A 16465-nucleotide genomic window follows, 5' to 3' on the forward strand; every position below is an offset into this window, starting at 1 on the left:
GAATGGTTAGTCCAGAAAAGTCACGTGGACGCGAACGGTGTGGACCGGCTCTACTGTCCGCATGACCACCGTGACCTCCGCCCGTGCCGGCACCGCGATGGCGGTCGCCTCGATGACCTGCGTCCAGCTCGGGCTGGCCGCCTCGGTCGGACTCTTCGACCGGGTCGGCCCGGAGGGTGCCGCCTGGCTGCGCCTGGCCTGGGCCGGGGTGCTGCTGGCCGTCGTGGTCCGGCACCGCCCGTCGGCCTTCACCCGCTCCGCCCTGCGGGCCTGCCTGGCGCTCGGCGTGGTCACCGCCGGCGTCACCATCCTGTTCATGGCGGCGGTGGCCCGGCTGCCCCTGGGTACGGCCAGCGCGCTGGAGTTCCTCGGGCCGCTCGGCGTGGCCGTGGCTCTCGGTCGGGGCGGCGCGAAGCGCTGGCCGGCGCTCGCGGCGGTCGGGGTGCTGCTGCTCACCGAGCCCTGGCACGGCGGCGCGGACGTGGTGGGCGTGGCGTACGCGCTCGGCGCGGCGGCCTGCTGGGCCGCGTACATCCTGCTCACCCAGCGGGTGGGCGACGAGGTCTCCGGCATTCGCGGCCTGGCGGTCTCCATGCCCGTGGCCGCCGTGGTCGCGACGCTGGTCGTCGGTCCCTCGGTGTTCGGTGACCTGACCTGGCAGGTGCTCCTGGCCGGCCTCGGGCTGGCCGTGCTGTTGCCCGTCGTCCCGTTCGTGCTGGAACTGCTGGCGCTGCGCCGGCTCACCACCGCCGCGTTCGGCACGCTGATGAGCCTGGAGCCTGCCATCGCGCTGGTCGTCGGCCTGGTCGCGCTGGGTCAGGTGCCGGGGTTCGGCGCGGTGGCCGGCATCGCCTTCGTGGTGATCGCCGGGATCGGCGCGGAACGTTCCGGTGCCCGGCCGGGTGTCGGGCGGGGCGACGACGGAGTGTCCGGCGAGCGGCCCACCGAGGTCGGCGCCGCCGTCACTTGAGGATCAGCCGGTTGGTCTGTTCGAAGACGTCGAGGTCGGCGAGGGTCTCGATCACGCTGGAGGAGAGCGGGGCGGGCAGTTCCTCCGGGTGGAAGAAGCCGGCGTCGATGGTCTCGTCGGTGATCCGGGCCAGGTCCCCGTCCCACTCCTCGACCCGGAACGCCGTGGTGAAGACCTGGTACGTGTGGCCGTACATGTTGGTGTGGGTGCGGTCCGGGCCGGTGTAGAGCGCGAACGCGCTGACCCGCAGGGCGCGCAGCCCGGTCTCCTCGCGTACCTCCCGGACGGCGCAGTCGGCGATCGACTCGCCCAGCTCCATGGCGCCGGCCGGCAGCGCCCACTGGCCGTTGTCGGAGCGCTGGATCAGCAGCACCCGGGCGGCGTTGTCCCGGACCACGGCCCGGGCGCCGACGAACATCAGGGTGCGGTCACCGGCCAGGGCGCGCAGCTGCCCCACGTACGAGTCGGCCCACGAGATGCTCACCGGGATAATCTACGCAGGTTCGCCGGTCGGGTCGGCCGTTCCGGGGCTTCCGGTGTGTGACCGGCGCCACTAGCTTGTTACCCATGCGTAGCACGATGATGGACGCCCCCCTCCAGGTTGCCCGGATCCTCGAACACGGCTCCACCGTGCACGGCACGGCGGAGGTCGTCACCTGGACCGGCGCCGAGCCCCGCCGGATGTCGTACGCCGAGGTCGGCCGGGCCGCCGCCCGGCTCGCCCACGCGCTGCGCGACGAGTGCGGGGTGACCGGTGACGAGCGGGTCGCCACGTTCATGTGGAACAACAACGAGCACCTGGTGGCGTACTTCGCCGTGCCGAGCATGGGCGCGGTGCTGCACACCCTCAACATCCGGCTCTTCCCCGACCAGGTCGCCTACATCGCCAACCACGCCGATGACCGGGTGGTGCTGGTCGACACCACGCTGATCCCGCTGCTCGCCCGGGTGCTCGGCCAGATGACCACGGTCCGGCACGTGGTGGTGGTCGGTGGGGGCGACCCGGCCCCGCTGGTGGCGGCGGCCGGCGACCGGATCGCCGTACACCACTGGGACGCCCTGCTGGCCGACCGGCCGGACCGCTACGACTGGCCCGAGGTGGACGAGCGGGACGCCGCGGCGCTCTGCTACACCTCCGGGACCACCGGCAACCCCAAGGGGGTCGCCTACTCGCACCGCTCCATCTACCTGCACTCGTTGCAGGTCTGCATGCCGGAGGGCTTCGGGCTCGGCCCGAAGGACCGGGAGCTGGCCATCGTGCCGATGTTCCACGCGATGTCGTGGGGCCTGCCGTACGCGTCGTTCCTCTCCGGCGCGTCGCTGATCATGCCGGACCGGTTCCTCCAGGCCGAGCCGATCGCCGCGATGATCACCGCCGAGCGGCCCACCCTGGCCGGCGCGGTGCCGACCATCTGGACCGACCTGCTGGCCTGGCTGGACAGCCACGACGTGGACACCTCCTCGCTGAAGGAGGTGATCGTCGGTGGCTCGGCCTGCCCGCCGGCGCTGATGCACGCCTTCCAGGACCGGTACGGGATCGAGGTCATCCACGCCTGGGGGATGACCGAGATGTCCCCGCTGGGCTCGGTCTCCCGGCCGCCGGCCGGAGCGACCGGCGAGGCGGCCTGGCGGTACCGCTACACCCAGGGCCGGATCCCGGCCGGGGTCGCCGCGCGGATCGTCGGCCCGCTCGGCGAGCCGCTGCCCGCCGACGGGACCTCCGTCGGCGAGCTGGAGGTCCGGGGGCCGTGGGTGACCTCCCGGTACGTCGGCGACGACACCCCGGACGAGGAGAAGTTCCGGGACGGCTGGCTGCGTACCGGGGACGTGGGCACGCTTTCGGCGGACGGCTACATCACGCTGACCGACCGAGCGAAGGACGTCATCAAGTCGGGTGGGGAGTGGATCTCCTCGGTCGAGCTGGAGAACGCCCTGATGGCCCACCCGGCGGTGCTGGAGGCGTGCGTGGTGGGCGTGCCGGACGAGCGCTGGGACGAGCGGCCGCTGGCCACCGTGGTGGTCCGGGAGGGCGCCTCGGTCAGTGCCGAGGAGCTGCGGGAATTCCTGGCGAAGTCGGTGGCGCGCTGGCAGTTGCCGGAGCGCTGGGCGTTCATCGACGCGGTCCCGAAGACCAGCGTCGGCAAGTTCGACAAGAAGGTGGTGCGCTCCCGGTACGCGGAGGGCGACCTCGAGGTACGCGAACTGACCGCGCCGTAACACTTTCCGGCGTACCGTCGCCAACACGGGTAAGGGACCAGCTTCCAAAAGCATCCCTCCCCAGAGGGCGGCCCCGGCGTTCGCACCGCGCCGGGGCCGCCCGTCCATGCGGGGCGACCCGCACAGTCATTCTCGCGAAACTTGTTCGCCTCTGTCCTGATGTCGGAGAAATCCGTTTCGCGCTATCCGGCCTCACTCGTGGACACCAACACCTTGCCGACCGCGCCGTCCTGCACCGCCGTGTGCGCCGCCGCGGTCGTGGCCAGCGAATAGTGGTGCAGCGGCAGGCCCGCCTCCTCGCCGACCCGGATCGCGCCCTGCGCCACCGCCGCCGCGATGTCAGTCACGGCCTGCGCCTTGCGCGCCTTCGGCGCGGTGTAGATCAGCACGAACTGCCAGCGGGCGTTCGGCACCATCAGCGGCCGGATCGGCAGGGTCACCTCGTCGCCGCCGTCGTCCGCGTAGACGCAGACCGCCCCGCCGGTCCGCAGGATCTGCACGTCGGCGGCGGCGTTCCGGGCGGCGGAGACCTCGACGATCGTGTGCACCCCGTCGGGCGCGATCTTGCGGACCTCCTCGACCAGGTCCTGCTCCCGGTAGTTGATCACGAAGTTGGCGCCGGCCGCCGCCGCGAGCTGCGCCTTCTCCGGGGTGCTCACCGTGGCGATCACACAGGCGTCGGCCCAGCGGGCCAGCTGGATCGCCGCGTTGCCCACCGCGCCGGCCCCGCCCTGCACCAGCACCACGTGGTCGCTCAGCGCGCCCGCGTGCAGCTTGTCCGGCATGAACTCGCCGGCCGTGAGGCAGCGGTGCGCGGTCATGAACGGGATGCCCAGGCAGGCGCCCAGGTCGAACGAGGCGGAACCCAGCCGGACCGTGTGCCGCACCGGGACCACGGTGTACTCGCTGGCCGTGCCCCAGGGCCGCTGCCAGGCCGCCTCCCAGATCCACACCCGCGACCCGATCAGGATCTGGTCGACGCCCTCGCCGACCGCCTCGATCACGCCCGCGCCGTCCTGGCCCGGGATCTGCCAGCCCTCCGGCAGCGGCCAGTTGTGGCGGGCCTTCCAGTCCGTCGGGTTCACCCCGGCCACCGCCGTACGCACCAGCACCTCGCCCGGGCTCGGCTCCGGCACGGGCCGCTCGACCAGCTGGAGCACCGAGGCGTCCCCGTTGCGCTCGTACACGATCGCCTTCATCGCCGTCCCCTCGCCGTCACCACGTGCGCCACCGGGTGCGCTACCCGGCCGCTCCCTGATCATTCCGATCCGGGCGCCCCTGGGAAACGTACAACCCGGTAGTCGGCGGCAGGAGGGCGGCATGTGGGACGTACCGGTGGTGGAACGCCGGGCCGCGCGGACCCGGGCGGCCACGGCAGACCCCGGCACCGCACCGGGCCGGGGCGGACCCGACGATCCGGCCCGGCCGGACGAGGAACCGCCGGCCGGCGAGCCGCCACCCCGGCCGTTCCTGCCCAGGTCGAGCCGGAGCCGGGCGATCTGAGCCGCCGCCTCCACTCCCGCGCGCCGCTCCGCCCCGCGCGCCGGGCGTCTCGCCCCAAGATCCGCGCATTTTCAAGGAAAGAGTGGCCTCACGAGCCGCCAAGGCCACTCTTTCCCTGAAAATGGCCCTCGCCGCTGGGCGGGGCGGCGCGGGAGTGCAGCCGCGGCCCACCGAGCGGTCCGAGCGGCCGGCCGAAGAGCGTCGGCTCAGCCGGCCGCGACCGACCGCTTCACGTAGTCGATCAGCTCCGGGGACGGTCCGCCGAACTGGCGGGCGATGTCCGCGCTGTTCTCGGCCTGCATCCGGTAGAGCGAGTCCCGCAGTCCCGGGTCCCCGCCGTGGAACGCCTCCAGCAGCTCCATCCAGCGTTGCGCCAGCGCCCGTACCCGCGGCTCCGCCGGGTCCGTCCCGGCGTCCAGCTCCGCCTGGACCTGGGCGATCAGCCCGGGCCACTCCTCCTGTACGCCGCGGATCGCGTCCTCGCCGAGCCGCTCCCGCCGCTGCGCCAACGCGGCGAGCTGCTCCTCGGTGAAGTAGTTCCTGATGGTGTCGTCCACCGTGGTCACCTCCTGGATCAGGGCGAGCAGGTCGAGGGACGGGGCACCCCCGGCGGCGCGTACGGCCGGCACCAGCGCGGCCAGCCGGTCGCGCAGGCCGCCCAGCGCGGCGAGCTGCCGCTCCACGTGCGCCAGGTGCTCGCCGAGCAGCTCGGCCAGCGCCGGCCCACCCGTGCCGCCCCCGTCCAGCAGTGCGCCGATGGTCTCCAGTGGCAGGCCGAGCTCGCGCAGCGCGACGATCCGGTACAACCGGTCCACGTCCCGCTCGGCATAGAGCCGGTGCCCGGACGAGGTGCGCGCGGACGGCCGCAGCAGCCCCACATGGTCCCAGTGGTGCAGGGTCCGGACGGTCAGCCCGGTACGCCGGCACAGCTCGCCGATCCGCCAGGTGGACGCCACGTCCCACTCCCTCTCGCGTCACCGCACTCTGCGGCGCCGGGGACCGACGCTATGACCTGACGTCGCGTCAGGAGCAAGTCGTTCAGTCGAGCCGCTCCACCACCGTCGGGGTGAGCGCGTCGATCGAGGGCAGCAGCGCCGCCGCGAGCTGCTCGGCGTCCGGGTCCAGCGGGTACGACCCGTGCGGCACGGCCACCACCCGCATCCCGGCGGCCGCCGCTGAGCGGACCCCGTTGGAGGAGTCCTCGACGGCCACGCACCGGGCCGGGTCCACCCCGAGCCGTTCCGCCACCGCCAGCCAGACGTCCGGCGCGGGCTTGCCCCGGGCGGTCTCCTCGGTGGAGAGTGTCGCGCCGAACGCGTCGGCCAGGCCGGTGGCCGCCAGCGCCGCCGCGATCAGCCGGGTGGGGGAGGAACTGGCCAGCCCCAGCGGCCACCGCGCGGCCATCCGGCGCACCACCGCGTCCGCGTCGTCGATCAGGGGTACGCGTTCCGCGTACCGCCGGGTCATCTCCGCCACCACCTCGGTGGCGACCTGCTCGGCGGACCGGTCGACGCCCAGCTCGCCGCTGAGGTAGGCGGCCCACTCGCCGGTGCTCATCCCCATCAGCCGGCGTTGGGTGTCCGGCTGCCAGGTGCCGCCGTGCGCGGCCACGTACGCCCGCCGGACCTCCTCCCAGACCGGCTCCGAGTTCACGATCACGCCGTCCAGGTCGAAGAGCACCGCGTCCACCATGCCGCCCATCCTGCCCGAACCGCGGGCCGGCCTCAGGTCAGGAACGGTGCCCACTCCTGGACCCGGACGACCTCGACCCCGGGCGTGGTGAAGTACGCGTCGGCGGCGAGCAGGTCGTCCAGCGCGGCCCGGTCCGGCACGTCGAAGATCAGCACGGCGCCGGAGTCGTCGGCCAGCGGCCCGGACATCGGCACCTTGCCCTCGGCGTGCAGGGCGGTGAGCAGCTCGCGGTGGGCGGGCCGGGCGGCGAGCCGTTCCGGAGCGTCGGTGAAGGCCAGTTCCACGATCCACATGCCGCCCATCCTGCCCGACGGGCCCGCCGCCGGGTCAGCCGGCCGGGGTGGTCGAGCGCTGCGCGGGCAGGCCGATCGGGGCCTGCGGCGGGATGATCGTGCGGCACCGGGTGGCGATCGGCTCCAGCAGCTCCCGCACCCGCGCCGTACGCTCCGCGCCCAGCGCCCGCCACGGGCCGGCGGCGGCCCGGTCGGTGGCCTCCTCGACGGCCCGGAACGTCGCCGTGCCGTGCTCGGTCGGCCCGCCGTCGACGGTCAGCCAGTCCTTCTCGACCAGGCGCTGCTCGGCGGCGACCCACTCCTGATCGGTCCAACCCCGGGCCCGCTGGTGGAACTCGCGGGACTGGTCGACCCGGCACCGCCAGGCCACCACCTCGACCGGATCCAGCCCGGTGGTGACCAGCGCCGCCACGTGCCCGTCGCCCCGGTGCTCGCGCAGCGTCGTGGCGGCCTGCCAGAGCCGGGCCAGCGGGTACTCGCCCCGGGGCAGGGCGGCGTTGACCGCGCCGAGCACCCGGCCGGCGATCTCGACCCGCCCGGCCGCCTCCTCCAGCAGGTCGGCCGCCTCGGCCAGGTGCGCCTCGGGCAGCTCGTAGGTGAACTCGGCGAGCGCCTGCACCGCGCCGGTGAGCCGGGCGCGCAGCGCCTCCTCCGGGCTGGCCAGCCGCCACACCGAGGGCAGCGCCCGGGCCACCATCGGCGGCGCGAAGCTGAAGAACGCGGCGATCACGGCCGGCGCGTCGACCGGTCCGAGCGGGGCGGCCCGGCCGGCGAAGTAGCCCCGCCAGTAGCCGCGCAGCCCGACCGCCTCGTACGCGGCGCGGGCGCGCGGGTGGAAGTAGGTCACCGCGTGGACCGGTTCGAAGAGCGTCCACATCACCCGGGCGAACCGGGGATCGTCCAGCGCCGCCACGTGCACCTCCGCGTCGGTCGGTCAGGTCATCGCGGGCGGGGGCCACCCGCGATGACCATGAACCTACTGCCGGTGGGTGAACGGGCGGAAGCCCAGTGTGACCTACTGCGCGGCGAGCACGTCCACGACGAAGCGCAGCGGACCGGCCGGGCGGCCACCCGACGCGTCGTTGCCGTACGCCAGCTCGGCCGGGATGTCGAGCTGCACCCGGCTGCCCACCGGCACGCCGACCAGGCCCTGGTCCCAGCCCGGGATGACCTGCCCGACGCCGATCGGGAAGGTGGCCGGCTGGCCGTTGTTCCAGGAGGCGTCGAACTCCTTGCCGTCCTTGTAGAACACGCCCACGTAGTTGGTGGTGATCTGCTGGCCCTTCTGCACCGCGGGGCCCTTGCCCTTGATCAGGGTGGTCACGGTGAGCTTCTTCAGCTCGCCCTTGCCCGCCTCGACCTGCGGCCGGGTGGCCAGCGCCGGGTCGGCGCCCTCGGGCAGCGCCGGGGCGGCGACGCTGGGCTCGACGATCGAGCTGGCCGACGGGCTGGCGTCGGCCGCCGGCTTCTTGTGGTCGTCACCGTTGTTGAGCCAGACGATGCCACCGATCAGCGCGGCCACCGCGAGGACACCGACGAACGCGCCGAGCATCGACTGCCGGCGACGCCGCGCCTCGGCGGCCTTCTTCGCCGCCAGCTGGGCGGCCAGCCGCCGCTCCGCCTTGGTGCCCGGGCCCTGGCCCGCCGACCGGTTCTGCACGCGCTCGCTCACGTCGACTCCCTGCTGAGTGGGGTGGGTGCGCCCCCGGCGGGCCGCCGCCGAGGCCAGCGCACACGGTACCCGGCCGGACGCCCCCCGTGCTCCTACGGCCGGCCCGGATGGGACAGGAGACGGGTCGGTGGCGGTTTCCGGGAGTAGTTTCACGACCATGGCGATCCTCACCGAAGAAGACCTGGCCCTGCTCTCCGAGCCGCAGCTCGCCCACGTGGCCACCGTCGAGGCCGACGGCAGCCCGCACGTCACCCCGGTCTGGGTGGACACCGACGGCGAGCACATCGTGTTCAACACCGCCAAGGGCCGGCAGAAGTACGTCAACATCGCCCGTAACCCGGTGGTCGCCGTCTCGGTCGTGGACAAGGCGAACGACTTCCGCACCCTCTGGGTGAAGGGCAGCGCCGAGCTCGTCACCGAGGGCGCCGACGAGCACATTGACCGGATGGCGCAGAAGTACCTCGGGCAGGACACCTACCCGTTCCGCCAGCCCGGCGAGGAGCGGGTGATCGTCCGGATCACCCCGACGGAGAAGCTCGGCCGGGGCTGAGAGGAAGGGCCCCCTGTCAACGCTTCGCGTATGAAAGGGGGCCCTCCTAACAGCCTCAGGCGGTCTTGCGGGGGGCCGCCTTCTTCGCGGGGGCCTTCTTGGCCGGGGCCTTCTTGGCGGCGGCCTTCTTCGCCGGCTCGGCCTTCTTCGCGGCCGCCTTCTTCTCCGCCGCCTTCTTGGCCAGGGCCTTCTTCTCGGCACCCTTCTTGGCGGGCGCCTTCTTCGCCGCCTTCTGCGCCGAACGGGCCGCCGAGATCGGGGTCGGCTCGGCCCCGGCGCCGGCCGGCGCCTCGCCCCGGGCCGCCCGGGCCCGCTCCACCGACGCCTTCAGCGCGGCCATCAGGTCCACCGCGGCGGCCGGGGCGGCCTCTTCCTCCTCCGGCTGGACCACCTCGCGGCCCTCGATCTTGGCGTCGATGACCTCCTGCAACGCCGCCCGGTAGTCGTCGGTGAAGGCGTCCGGCTCGAACTCGCCGGCCATCGAGTCGATCAGCGAGCTGGCCATGGCCAGCTCCGGCGGCCGTACCTTCAGGTCCTCGTCGAGGAAGCCGAAGTCGGGCTGGCGCACCTCGTCCGGCCAGAGCATCGTGTTGAGCAGCAGCACGCCCTCGCGTACGCGCAGGGTGGCGAGCTGCTCCCGCTGGCGCAGCGCCACCTTGACGATCGCCACCCGCTCCGAGTCGGCCAGCGCGTCGCGCAGCAGCACGTACGGCTTGGTGGCCGAGCTCTCCGGCTCGAGGAAGTAGGCCTTGTTGTAGAGGATGGGGTCGACCTGCTCGGCCGGTACGAACTCCAGCACGTCGATCGCGTGCGAGGTGCTCAGCGGCAGCTCGGCGAAGTCCTCGTCGGTGAGGATGACCATCTCGCCGCCGCCGATGTCGTACCCCTTGGCGATGTCGTCGTAGGTGACCTCCTCGCCGCAGACCTGGCAGGTGCGCTTGTAGCGGATGCGGCCGCCGTCCTCACGGTGCACCTGGTGGAAACGGATGTCCTTCTCCTCGGTGGCCGAGTAGACCTTCACCCCGATCGACACCAGGCCGAACGACACCGCTCCTTTCCAGATGGCTCGCATACCGCGCTCCTCTCCCCGGCTCTGACCAGAATCGCAAATGATCGAACGACCTGCACGCTCTTCCGCGCGCAACTACAGTCAGAAGGTGCCCGGCGCGCCCCTGAAGCCGATGCTCGCGATGACCGGGCAGCTCCCGGCGGGTGCCGGCTGGGCGTACGAGTTCAAGTGGGACGGGGTCCGGGCGCTCGCCGACATCGTCAACCACCGCCAGCACCTTTTTGCCCGCTCGGGCGTCGACATCACCGTCGCGTACCCGGAACTGATCACCCTGGCCGAGCAGGTCGACGACGCCCTGCTGGACGGCGAGGTGGTGCTCTTCACCGACGGGCAGCCGTCGTTCACCGCCCTCGCGGAGCGGATGCACGTGCGGAACGCGGCGAAGGCGGCCCGGCTCGCGGCCAGCGTCCCGGTGACGTACATGATCTTCGACCTGCTCCGGTTGCACGGCGAGGACCTCACCGGCCGGCCCTGGCGGGAGCGGCGGGCGGCGCTGGAGTCGCTCGGGCTCGGCGCCGCCCGGTGGGCGGTGCCGCCCGCCTTCCCCGACGGCCCGGCCACCTACGAGGCGGCCGGCGAGCACGGCCTGGAGGGGGTGATGGCCAAGCGGGTCGACTCGGCCTACCGCGCCGGGGTGCGCTCGCCCGACTGGGTCAAGGTCAAGCTGGAGGTGACCGGCGACTTCGTGGTCGGCGGCTGGCGGCCGGGCGCGCGGAAGATCGGCGGCCTGCTGGTCGGGGTGCCCCGGCCGGACGGGCGGCTCACCTACCGGGGCCGGGTCGGCGGCGGGATCGGCGCGGCCCTGGAGCGGGAGCTGCTGCGCGAGCTGGAACCGCTGCGCAGCGCCGCGTCCCCGTTCGCCGGCGACGTGCCGCGCGAGGATGCCCGGGGCGCGATCTGGGTAACGCCCCAGATCGTGGTGGAGGTGAAGTACGGCCAGCGCACCCCGGACGGGCGGCTGCGTTTCCCGCGGATCCTGCGGCTGCGCCCCGACAAACCCGCCGAGGAGGTCGAGGATGCCGGCTGAGCGGTTGAAGGTGGACGTCGAGGGGCGCGCGCTGGAGCTGTCCAACCTGGACAAGGTGCTCTACCCCAAGGCTGGCTTCACCAAGGGCGAGGTGATCGACTACTACACCCGGATCGCCCCGGTGCTGCTGCCGCACCTGCGGGACCGGGCGCTCACCCGGATCCGCTTCCCCAACGGCGTCGAGGGCGGCTCGTTCTTCGAGAAGAACGCGCCGGCCGCCACCCCCGACTGGGTACGCACCGAGAACCTGCCCGCCCCCGGGTCGAGCAAGGGGCGGGAGACCATCGACTACGTCGTCTGCGACGACCTGCCCACCCTGGTCTGGCTGGCCAACCTCGCCGCCCTGGAGTTGCACACGCCGCAGTGGCAGATCGGCGCGCACCCGGACATGATGGTCGTCGACCTGGACCCGGGTGCCCCGGCGGCGCTGAAACAGTGCTGCCAGGTGGCGCTGCTGATGCGGGACCGGCTCGCCGACGACGGCATCGACGCGTACCCGAAGACCTCGGGGAAGAAAGGCATGCAGCTCTGCTGCCCGATCGCGGGGACCCAATCCTCGGATGACGTGTCCGCCTATGCGAGGCGGATCGCGCAGGAGTTGGAGAAGGCGCACCCGAAGCTGATCGTGTCGAAGATGGCCAAGAACCTGCGCCCCGGCAAGGTGTTCATCGACTGGAGCCAGAACAACGCGGCGAAGACCACGGTGGCGCCGTACTCGCTGCGGGCGCAGGCGGTGCCGTCGGTGTCCACCCCGCTGACCTGGGACGAGGTCTCCGCCGGGGCGGCCGGGAAGCGGCCGTCGACCAAGCCGTACACGGCCGATGAGGTGTTGAAGCGGGTGGCGAAGCGGGGCGACCTGCTGGCCCCGCTCCTGGACGGCGGACCGGAGTTGCCGGCCGGTTTGTAGGCCTTTTCGGAGACGCCACGGCCCGTGACAACCTTCTGGGACGCCGCCACGTGTTAGGGGCGTGACCGACCAAACGCAACCACTGTCCGCGGCGGACCGGTCGTACGTCGCATTCGTCGAGATCGCCTGGCAGCGACATATCCGGCTGGCCATGCTGCTGACCGGTGATCGATGGCGGGCCGAGGAGCTGCTCCAGGACAGCCTGGTCAAGGTGTACGAGCGGTGGCGGCGGCTGTCGCGGCTCGACGACCCGCACGCCTACCTGCGCCGAGCCCTGGTCAACAACCACACGTCCGGTTGGCGACGGCGCCGCCGCGAGAGCCTCGTCGCGGCCGTCCCCGACCGGGCCGCCCCGGCCGGCGACATCGGCTCCGATGCCGTCGTCCTGCGCCGGGCGCTGATGTCGCTACCGGCGAAGCAGCGTGCGGTGGTGGTGCTCCGCCACTACGAGGACCTGACCGAGCGTGAGGTCGCTCGGCTGCTGGGTTGCTCGGTGGGCACCGTCAAGAGCCAGAACGCCCGGGCGCTGGACAAGCTTCGCCACTTTCTCGATGAACCCTCCTATCCAGTGAGCAGGTGACCAGTCATGAACACGCTCGATGAGCGTCTCGCCAGCCGGCTGCACGACATCGTCGACGGCGGGTCGGACTCCGTACCCCCGGTGGGGGTGCTGCTCGATCGCGGCCGGCGGGCGCGCCGACGCCGGACGGCCACGCTGATCGGCGGCACGTTCGCGCTGCTGGCGTTGGGCGTCGCCAGCGTCGCGACCGCGGCGGTGACGCCGACGCCGACGCCGGACCGTCCCGGCGTCACCGCCGAGGCGGCGCAGCCGGCGTCGGCCCCGCCGGGGATGAAGCTGGTCTCGGCCGTCGCCGCCAGCGAGAACATCAGCTACCGGATGCGGCTGACCAATTCGGGGCCGGGCGGGCTGACGTACGAGGGCGCGTTCGATCCCAGGACCGCCACCGGGTACGTCCGCGCGCCGCAGGACGACTCGGTCATGACCGAGCTGCTGATCAACGGCACCCGGTACATCGGCGGGGAACGCCCGCTCGGCAAGCTGCCGGCCGACAAGGGCCCGGAACACGAGACGTACGGCCGGTACGGCCAGTACCCGGGGAAGCACGACCGGCTGTCCCTCTACGACGACGGAAGCGGCGTCCTGGGCGCCACGTCGCCCGACCCGGCGGCCCTGTTCGCGGCGCTGAAGAGCGCGAACGCCAGCATCTCGCAGAAGCCTGACGGGACGTTGCACTTCGAGTACACGACGTCGGAGGAGAAGGGGTCGACCACCACGTCCGGGGACGTCACGCTCGACGGCGACGGTCGGATCGCGAAGGTGGCACTCACCGGCACCTGGCAGTCAACGGCGAAGGGCCGGCTCGACAAGGGCACGTTCAGCTCGACCCTCGAGCTGTTCGACTACGGCGTCGCGGTGAAGGTGAAGCGTCCGACCGACGTCGTCATGTTCCACGGGTAGTCCCATGCGCGAACTGCCCGGGTCCTGAGCGGCCCGGGCAGTTCGCGCATGGGGGTCAGCGGCGGGCGGCGTGGGTCAGAGGGCGAACAGCAGGACGGCGTCGAGCAGGACGGCCACGGCGGTGGCGAAGTGGATGCCGAAGGCGACGGCCTTCGTCCCGCCGTGCCGCAGCACGATGACGGTGTCTCCCAGCGGGCAGAGCGCGACGATCAGCATGTACCAGGCGACGGCGTCGGCGCTGGTGAAGGCGATCAGCGCAAGGCCCAGCAGGCCGTAGCTGAGGTCGCGCACGCCCTTGATCGTCAGGTAGGCGGAGTCTCCGTCCGGTTTGGCCGGGACGCCGTAGCCGGCGGCGGAGGCCTGAGGCGCGAGGAGGAATCGGGCGCCGATGAAGACACAGAAGAGGCTGAGGACGACGGCGAGCCCGTAGGCGATGGTGCTGAGCATGTTCGACTCCGAACGCTAGCGCTGCTAGATGTGAGAGCGAAGCTAGCAGAGCGACGGCAGATTGGCTAGCGGTGCTAGAGTTCTGGTCATGTCGATTCAGGCGCGCCGGGAGCGGGAGCGGGCGGAACGGGAACGGGCGATCATCGCCGCGGCCCGGGAGCTGGCCGAGTCGGAGGGCTGGGACGCGGTCACCACCCGTCGGCTCGCCGCCGAGATCGAGTACAGCCAGCCCGTCCTCTACAGCCACTTCAAGGGCAAGGGCGCCATCATGGCGGCGGTCGCCGTGGAGGGCTGCGGCGATCTGGCCGCCGAACTCGCCGCCGCCCGGGCCGAGGCGACCGACGCGCGGCAGGCGGTGGCCGGCATCGCCAACGCGTACGCCGCGTTCGCCGAACGCCGGCCGGCCCTCTACGACGCGATCTTCAATCTCCCCACCGAACTGCCCTTCGCCAGCCAGGACGTGCCGGTCGAGCTGGCCCGGGCCTTCGCCGAGCTGGCCGAGACCCTGCGCCCCTTCGCCGGTGACGACGAACTGGAGACGTTCACCGAGACCTTCTGGAGTGGGCTGCACGGCCTGGTCACGCTGATGCGCAACGGCCGACTGCGGCGGGAGGAACACGAGCGGCGGTTGGCGCTCCTGGTGGACCGATTCTGCCGCTGACGCTGGATCGTTAGGGTGGGCGGACCGGCAGGGAGGAGCGCCCCGATGGCTGTCCACACGCCCGTAACCGTTCCGGCCGACGCGCCGCGCGCGGCCGACCTTCCGCTGTTCGCCTACTACGACGACGCGACCGGGGAGCGCACCGCACTGACCGCGCAGCAGCTCGGCGGGTGGGCGGCGCGGAGCGCGGCGCTGCTGCGCGACGGTTGCGGACTCGGCCCCGGCAGCCGGGTCGCGGTGCTGCTGCCGCCGCACTGGCGGACCGCCGCAGTGCTGGTCGGCGCCTGGTCGGTCGGGATGGCGGTGTCGTTCCGGCCGCGGGCCACCGCGGGGCTGCCGGTCCTCGAACCAGGCGCCGACCGGCCGTACGACGCGGTGTTCGTGACCCCGGAACGCCTCGACGACTGGCTGGAGGACGTACCCGACGGGACGCACCGCTACCTCGTCGGCACCGGACCGGGGCCTCTCGCTGAGGTGCCGGTGGGCTGGCTCGACTGGTCCGCCGAGGTGCTCCGGCACCCCACCACCCCGCCCGACTACGCCGCCGTCCACCCGGCCGACCCGGCCACCCCGGACGGCACCAGCTACGGCGCGTGGCGGCGGCTCGCGGCAGACATCGCCGAGCAACTCGACCTGCGGGCCGGCGACCGGTTGCTGGTCGACGCGGCCGAGCACGAGCAGCCGCTGAAGTGGCTGCTGGCCCCGTTGGCTGCCGGCGCGTCGGTGGTCATCTGCGCCAACCTCGACCGGTCCACGCTGGATGTCCGGATCGCCGCCGAGCAGGTGACCCGGGTGCTGTGAGGCGCCCGACAAGGGGTCCACTGTGCCCGTCATGCGTGCGAGGCTGGCGATCATGACCAACGCACTCGTACTCGCCGGTGGCGGGGTGGCCGGGATCGCCTGGGAACTCGGCGTCCTGCGCGGCATCGCCGACGCCGATCCGGCGCTCGCCGACCGGATCCTCGCCGCCGACCTGGTCGTGGGCACCTCCGCCGGCTCGTCGGTCGCCGCGCAGATCACCAGCGGCGTCGCGCTCGACGACCTGTACGCGGCCCAGCTGCGCCCGGAGACCGCCGAGATCGAGGTCGACGTCGACACGGAGAGGCTCTTCGCCGACTACGCCGCGGTGCTGGCCGGCGCAACCGGGCCGGAGGACGCCCGCCGCCGGCTGGGTGAGCTGGCCCTCGCCGCGCAAACGGTGGACCCGGCCGTCCGGCTCGCCGCGATCGACGCCCGGCTCCCGGTGAAGCAGTGGCCCACCCGGCGCGTACTGCTGCCCGCGGTCGACGCCGAGACCGGCGCCGAGGCGATCTTCACCCCCGAGTCCGGTGTGGCCCTGCGCGATGCCGTCGCCGCCAGCTGCGCGGTACCCGGCGTCTGGCCGCCCGTCGCGATCGGCGACCGCCGTTACGTCGACGGCGGGGTGCGGTCGATGACCAACGCCGACCTGGCCGCCGGGGCCGACCGCGTACTGATCATCCAGCCGGTCCTCGCCGACACGCCGCAGCCATGGGGCGATCTAGACGCCGAGATCGCCGCACTCGCCCCGGCCGCCGTCCACGTGATCAGCGCCGACCAGGCATCCGTCGAGGCGTTCGGCACCAACGCGCTGTCGCCGGCGACCCGGGCACCGTCCGCCCGCGCCGGCCGGGCTGTCGGCGCGGCACACGCTGCCGCCGTGGCCGCCCTGTGGGGGTGACGCCTCCCGATGAGGGCCGGCCGGTTGACGCCGCTACCGCTGGTAGCCGCCGAACCAGCCAGTGAAGGTAAGACGGATATGTCTCTGCGGCATATTCATGTCTGAGAGACATGTCGGTCCGAGATGTTGTCCCGACCAGCGCGCAAGACGCCGGGACACGCTGAGCGGCAGTATGGCTAGTCCCAACGCCGTTCAGTTAGGCGTGGGAGAGGCCGGTCAAGGGTGTGTTGATCAGAGAGTGAGAAGCGGAGTTCCGGTATCAAGGTTTGTCACTCCAA

20 protein-coding genes are annotated in these 16465 nt (G+C 72.6%); 11 read left to right on the plus strand and 9 right to left on the minus strand.

Going from position 1 to position 16465, the window contains the following annotated elements; genetic code table 11:
• Nucleotides 1-61: 61 nt before the first annotated feature.
• Nucleotides 62-970, plus strand: a complete 909-nt coding sequence (locus ACZ6S5_RS11030; RefSeq protein WP_465999812.1) for an EamA family transporter — start codon at nucleotides 62-64, stop codon at nucleotides 968-970.
• Here ACZ6S5_RS11030 and ACZ6S5_RS11035 read toward each other — a convergent pair.
• Nucleotides 963-1454, minus strand: a complete 492-nt coding sequence (locus tag ACZ6S5_RS11035; RefSeq protein ID WP_465999813.1) for an NUDIX domain-containing protein — start codon at nucleotides 1452-1454, stop codon at nucleotides 963-965. The two genes, ACZ6S5_RS11030 and ACZ6S5_RS11035, sit on opposite strands and share 8 nt — an antisense overlap.
• 83 nt (nucleotides 1455-1537) lie before the next feature.
• Here ACZ6S5_RS11035 and ACZ6S5_RS11040 point away from each other — a divergent pair, with 83 nt between their 5' ends.
• Nucleotides 1538-3187: a fatty acid--CoA ligase gene (locus tag ACZ6S5_RS11040; RefSeq protein ID WP_465999814.1), complete on the plus strand. Its 1650-nt coding sequence runs from the start codon at nucleotides 1538-1540 to the stop codon at nucleotides 3185-3187.
• Nucleotides 3188-3369: 182 nt separating this feature from the next.
• On the opposite strand, the gene ACZ6S5_RS11045 is transcribed toward ACZ6S5_RS11040, so the two are convergent.
• Nucleotides 3370-4386 (minus strand): NADPH:quinone reductase, encoded by a 1017-nt coding sequence (locus ACZ6S5_RS11045; RefSeq protein ID WP_465999815.1) that lies wholly within the window; start codon nucleotides 4384-4386, stop codon nucleotides 3370-3372.
• 121 nt (nucleotides 4387-4507) lie between these two features.
• Here ACZ6S5_RS11045 and ACZ6S5_RS11050 point away from each other — a divergent pair, with 121 nt between their 5' ends.
• The gene (locus tag ACZ6S5_RS11050; RefSeq protein WP_465999816.1) at nucleotides 4508-4690 is read left to right on the plus strand and encodes a hypothetical protein; all 183 of its coding nucleotides are present in this window, start codon (nucleotides 4508-4510) and stop codon (nucleotides 4688-4690) included.
• Between the two features lie 206 nt (nucleotides 4691-4896).
• Here the strand turns inward: ACZ6S5_RS11050 and ACZ6S5_RS11055 are convergent, their stop codons facing one another.
• The 5 genes from ACZ6S5_RS11055 to ACZ6S5_RS11075 form a co-directional block, all read right to left on the minus strand.
• On the minus strand, nucleotides 4897-5646 hold the full coding sequence (locus ACZ6S5_RS11055; protein ID WP_465999817.1) for a MerR family transcriptional regulator: 750 nt from the start codon (nucleotides 5644-5646) through the stop codon (nucleotides 4897-4899).
• Between the two features lie 82 nt (nucleotides 5647-5728).
• Entirely contained in the window at nucleotides 5729-6382 is a 654-nt protein-coding gene (locus tag ACZ6S5_RS11060; protein WP_465999818.1) for an HAD family hydrolase, read from the minus strand.
• Nucleotides 6383-6414: 32 nt separating this feature from the next.
• On the minus strand, nucleotides 6415-6675 hold the full coding sequence (locus ACZ6S5_RS11065) for a YciI family protein (RefSeq protein ID WP_465999819.1): 261 nt from the start codon (nucleotides 6673-6675) through the stop codon (nucleotides 6415-6417).
• A 34-nt stretch (nucleotides 6676-6709) separates the two neighbouring features.
• On the minus strand, nucleotides 6710-7552 hold the full coding sequence (locus tag ACZ6S5_RS11070; RefSeq protein WP_465999841.1) for an SCO6745 family protein: 843 nt from the start codon (nucleotides 7550-7552) through the stop codon (nucleotides 6710-6712).
• 138 nt (nucleotides 7553-7690) lie between these two features.
• Nucleotides 7691-8347 (minus strand): FKBP-type peptidyl-prolyl cis-trans isomerase, encoded by a 657-nt coding sequence (locus ACZ6S5_RS11075; RefSeq protein WP_465999820.1) that lies wholly within the window; start codon nucleotides 8345-8347, stop codon nucleotides 7691-7693.
• Nucleotides 8348-8504: 157 nt separating this feature from the next.
• On the opposite strand from ACZ6S5_RS11075, the gene ACZ6S5_RS11080 reads away from it, so the two are divergent.
• Nucleotides 8505-8897, plus strand: a complete 393-nt coding sequence (locus tag ACZ6S5_RS11080) for a PPOX class F420-dependent oxidoreductase (RefSeq protein WP_465999821.1) — start codon at nucleotides 8505-8507, stop codon at nucleotides 8895-8897.
• Nucleotides 8898-8952: 55 nt separating this feature from the next.
• Here ACZ6S5_RS11080 and ku read toward each other — a convergent pair whose 3' ends face one another.
• Nucleotides 8953-9969 carry a non-homologous end joining protein Ku gene (gene ku / locus ACZ6S5_RS11085; RefSeq protein ID WP_465999822.1) on the minus strand — a complete coding sequence of 339 codons (1017 nt, stop codon included), beginning with the start codon at nucleotides 9967-9969 and terminating at the stop codon, nucleotides 8953-8955.
• An 85-nt stretch (nucleotides 9970-10054) separates the two neighbouring features.
• Here ku and ligD (ACZ6S5_RS11090) point away from each other — a divergent pair, with 85 nt between their 5' ends.
• From ligD (ACZ6S5_RS11090) to ACZ6S5_RS11105, 4 genes are all read left to right on the plus strand, one after another.
• Nucleotides 10055-10993, plus strand: a complete 939-nt coding sequence (ligD, locus tag ACZ6S5_RS11090) for a non-homologous end-joining DNA ligase (protein ID WP_465999823.1) — start codon at nucleotides 10055-10057, stop codon at nucleotides 10991-10993.
• On the plus strand, nucleotides 10983-11900 hold the full coding sequence (ligD, locus tag ACZ6S5_RS11095) for a non-homologous end-joining DNA ligase (protein WP_465999824.1): 918 nt from the start codon (nucleotides 10983-10985) through the stop codon (nucleotides 11898-11900). Before ligD (ACZ6S5_RS11090) ends, ligD (ACZ6S5_RS11095) begins: the two co-directional genes overlap by 11 nt.
• Nucleotides 11901-11961: 61 nt before the next feature.
• On the plus strand, nucleotides 11962-12480 hold the full coding sequence (locus ACZ6S5_RS11100; RefSeq protein WP_465999825.1) for a SigE family RNA polymerase sigma factor: 519 nt from the start codon (nucleotides 11962-11964) through the stop codon (nucleotides 12478-12480).
• A 6-nt stretch (nucleotides 12481-12486) separates the two neighbouring features.
• Complete coding sequence (locus tag ACZ6S5_RS11105; RefSeq protein ID WP_465999826.1) at nucleotides 12487-13380, plus strand: hypothetical protein; 894 nt, start codon at nucleotides 12487-12489, stop codon at nucleotides 13378-13380.
• Between the two features lie 75 nt (nucleotides 13381-13455).
• Here ACZ6S5_RS11105 and ACZ6S5_RS11110 read toward each other — a convergent pair whose 3' ends face one another.
• Nucleotides 13456-13827 (minus strand): DUF4267 domain-containing protein, encoded by a 372-nt coding sequence (locus ACZ6S5_RS11110; protein WP_465999827.1) that lies wholly within the window; start codon nucleotides 13825-13827, stop codon nucleotides 13456-13458.
• A gap of 88 nt (nucleotides 13828-13915) precedes the next feature.
• Here ACZ6S5_RS11110 and ACZ6S5_RS11115 point away from each other — a divergent pair, with 88 nt between their 5' ends.
• The 3 genes from ACZ6S5_RS11115 to ACZ6S5_RS11125 are packed head-to-tail and all read left to right on the plus strand — an operon-like array spanning nucleotide 13916 to nucleotide 16187.
• Nucleotides 13916-14488 carry a TetR/AcrR family transcriptional regulator gene (locus ACZ6S5_RS11115; RefSeq protein ID WP_465999828.1) on the plus strand — a complete coding sequence of 191 codons (573 nt, stop codon included), beginning with the start codon at nucleotides 13916-13918 and terminating at the stop codon, nucleotides 14486-14488.
• 45 nt (nucleotides 14489-14533) lie between these two features.
• On the plus strand, nucleotides 14534-15289 hold the full coding sequence (locus ACZ6S5_RS11120) for a TIGR03089 family protein (protein WP_465999829.1): 756 nt from the start codon (nucleotides 14534-14536) through the stop codon (nucleotides 15287-15289).
• A 52-nt stretch (nucleotides 15290-15341) separates the two neighbouring features.
• Nucleotides 15342-16187 (plus strand): patatin-like phospholipase family protein, encoded by an 846-nt coding sequence (locus ACZ6S5_RS11125; RefSeq protein WP_465999830.1) that lies wholly within the window; start codon nucleotides 15342-15344, stop codon nucleotides 16185-16187.
• Nucleotides 16188-16465: the final 278 nt, after the last annotated feature.

This window comes from Micromonospora sp. NPDC051924, assembly GCF_055586005.1.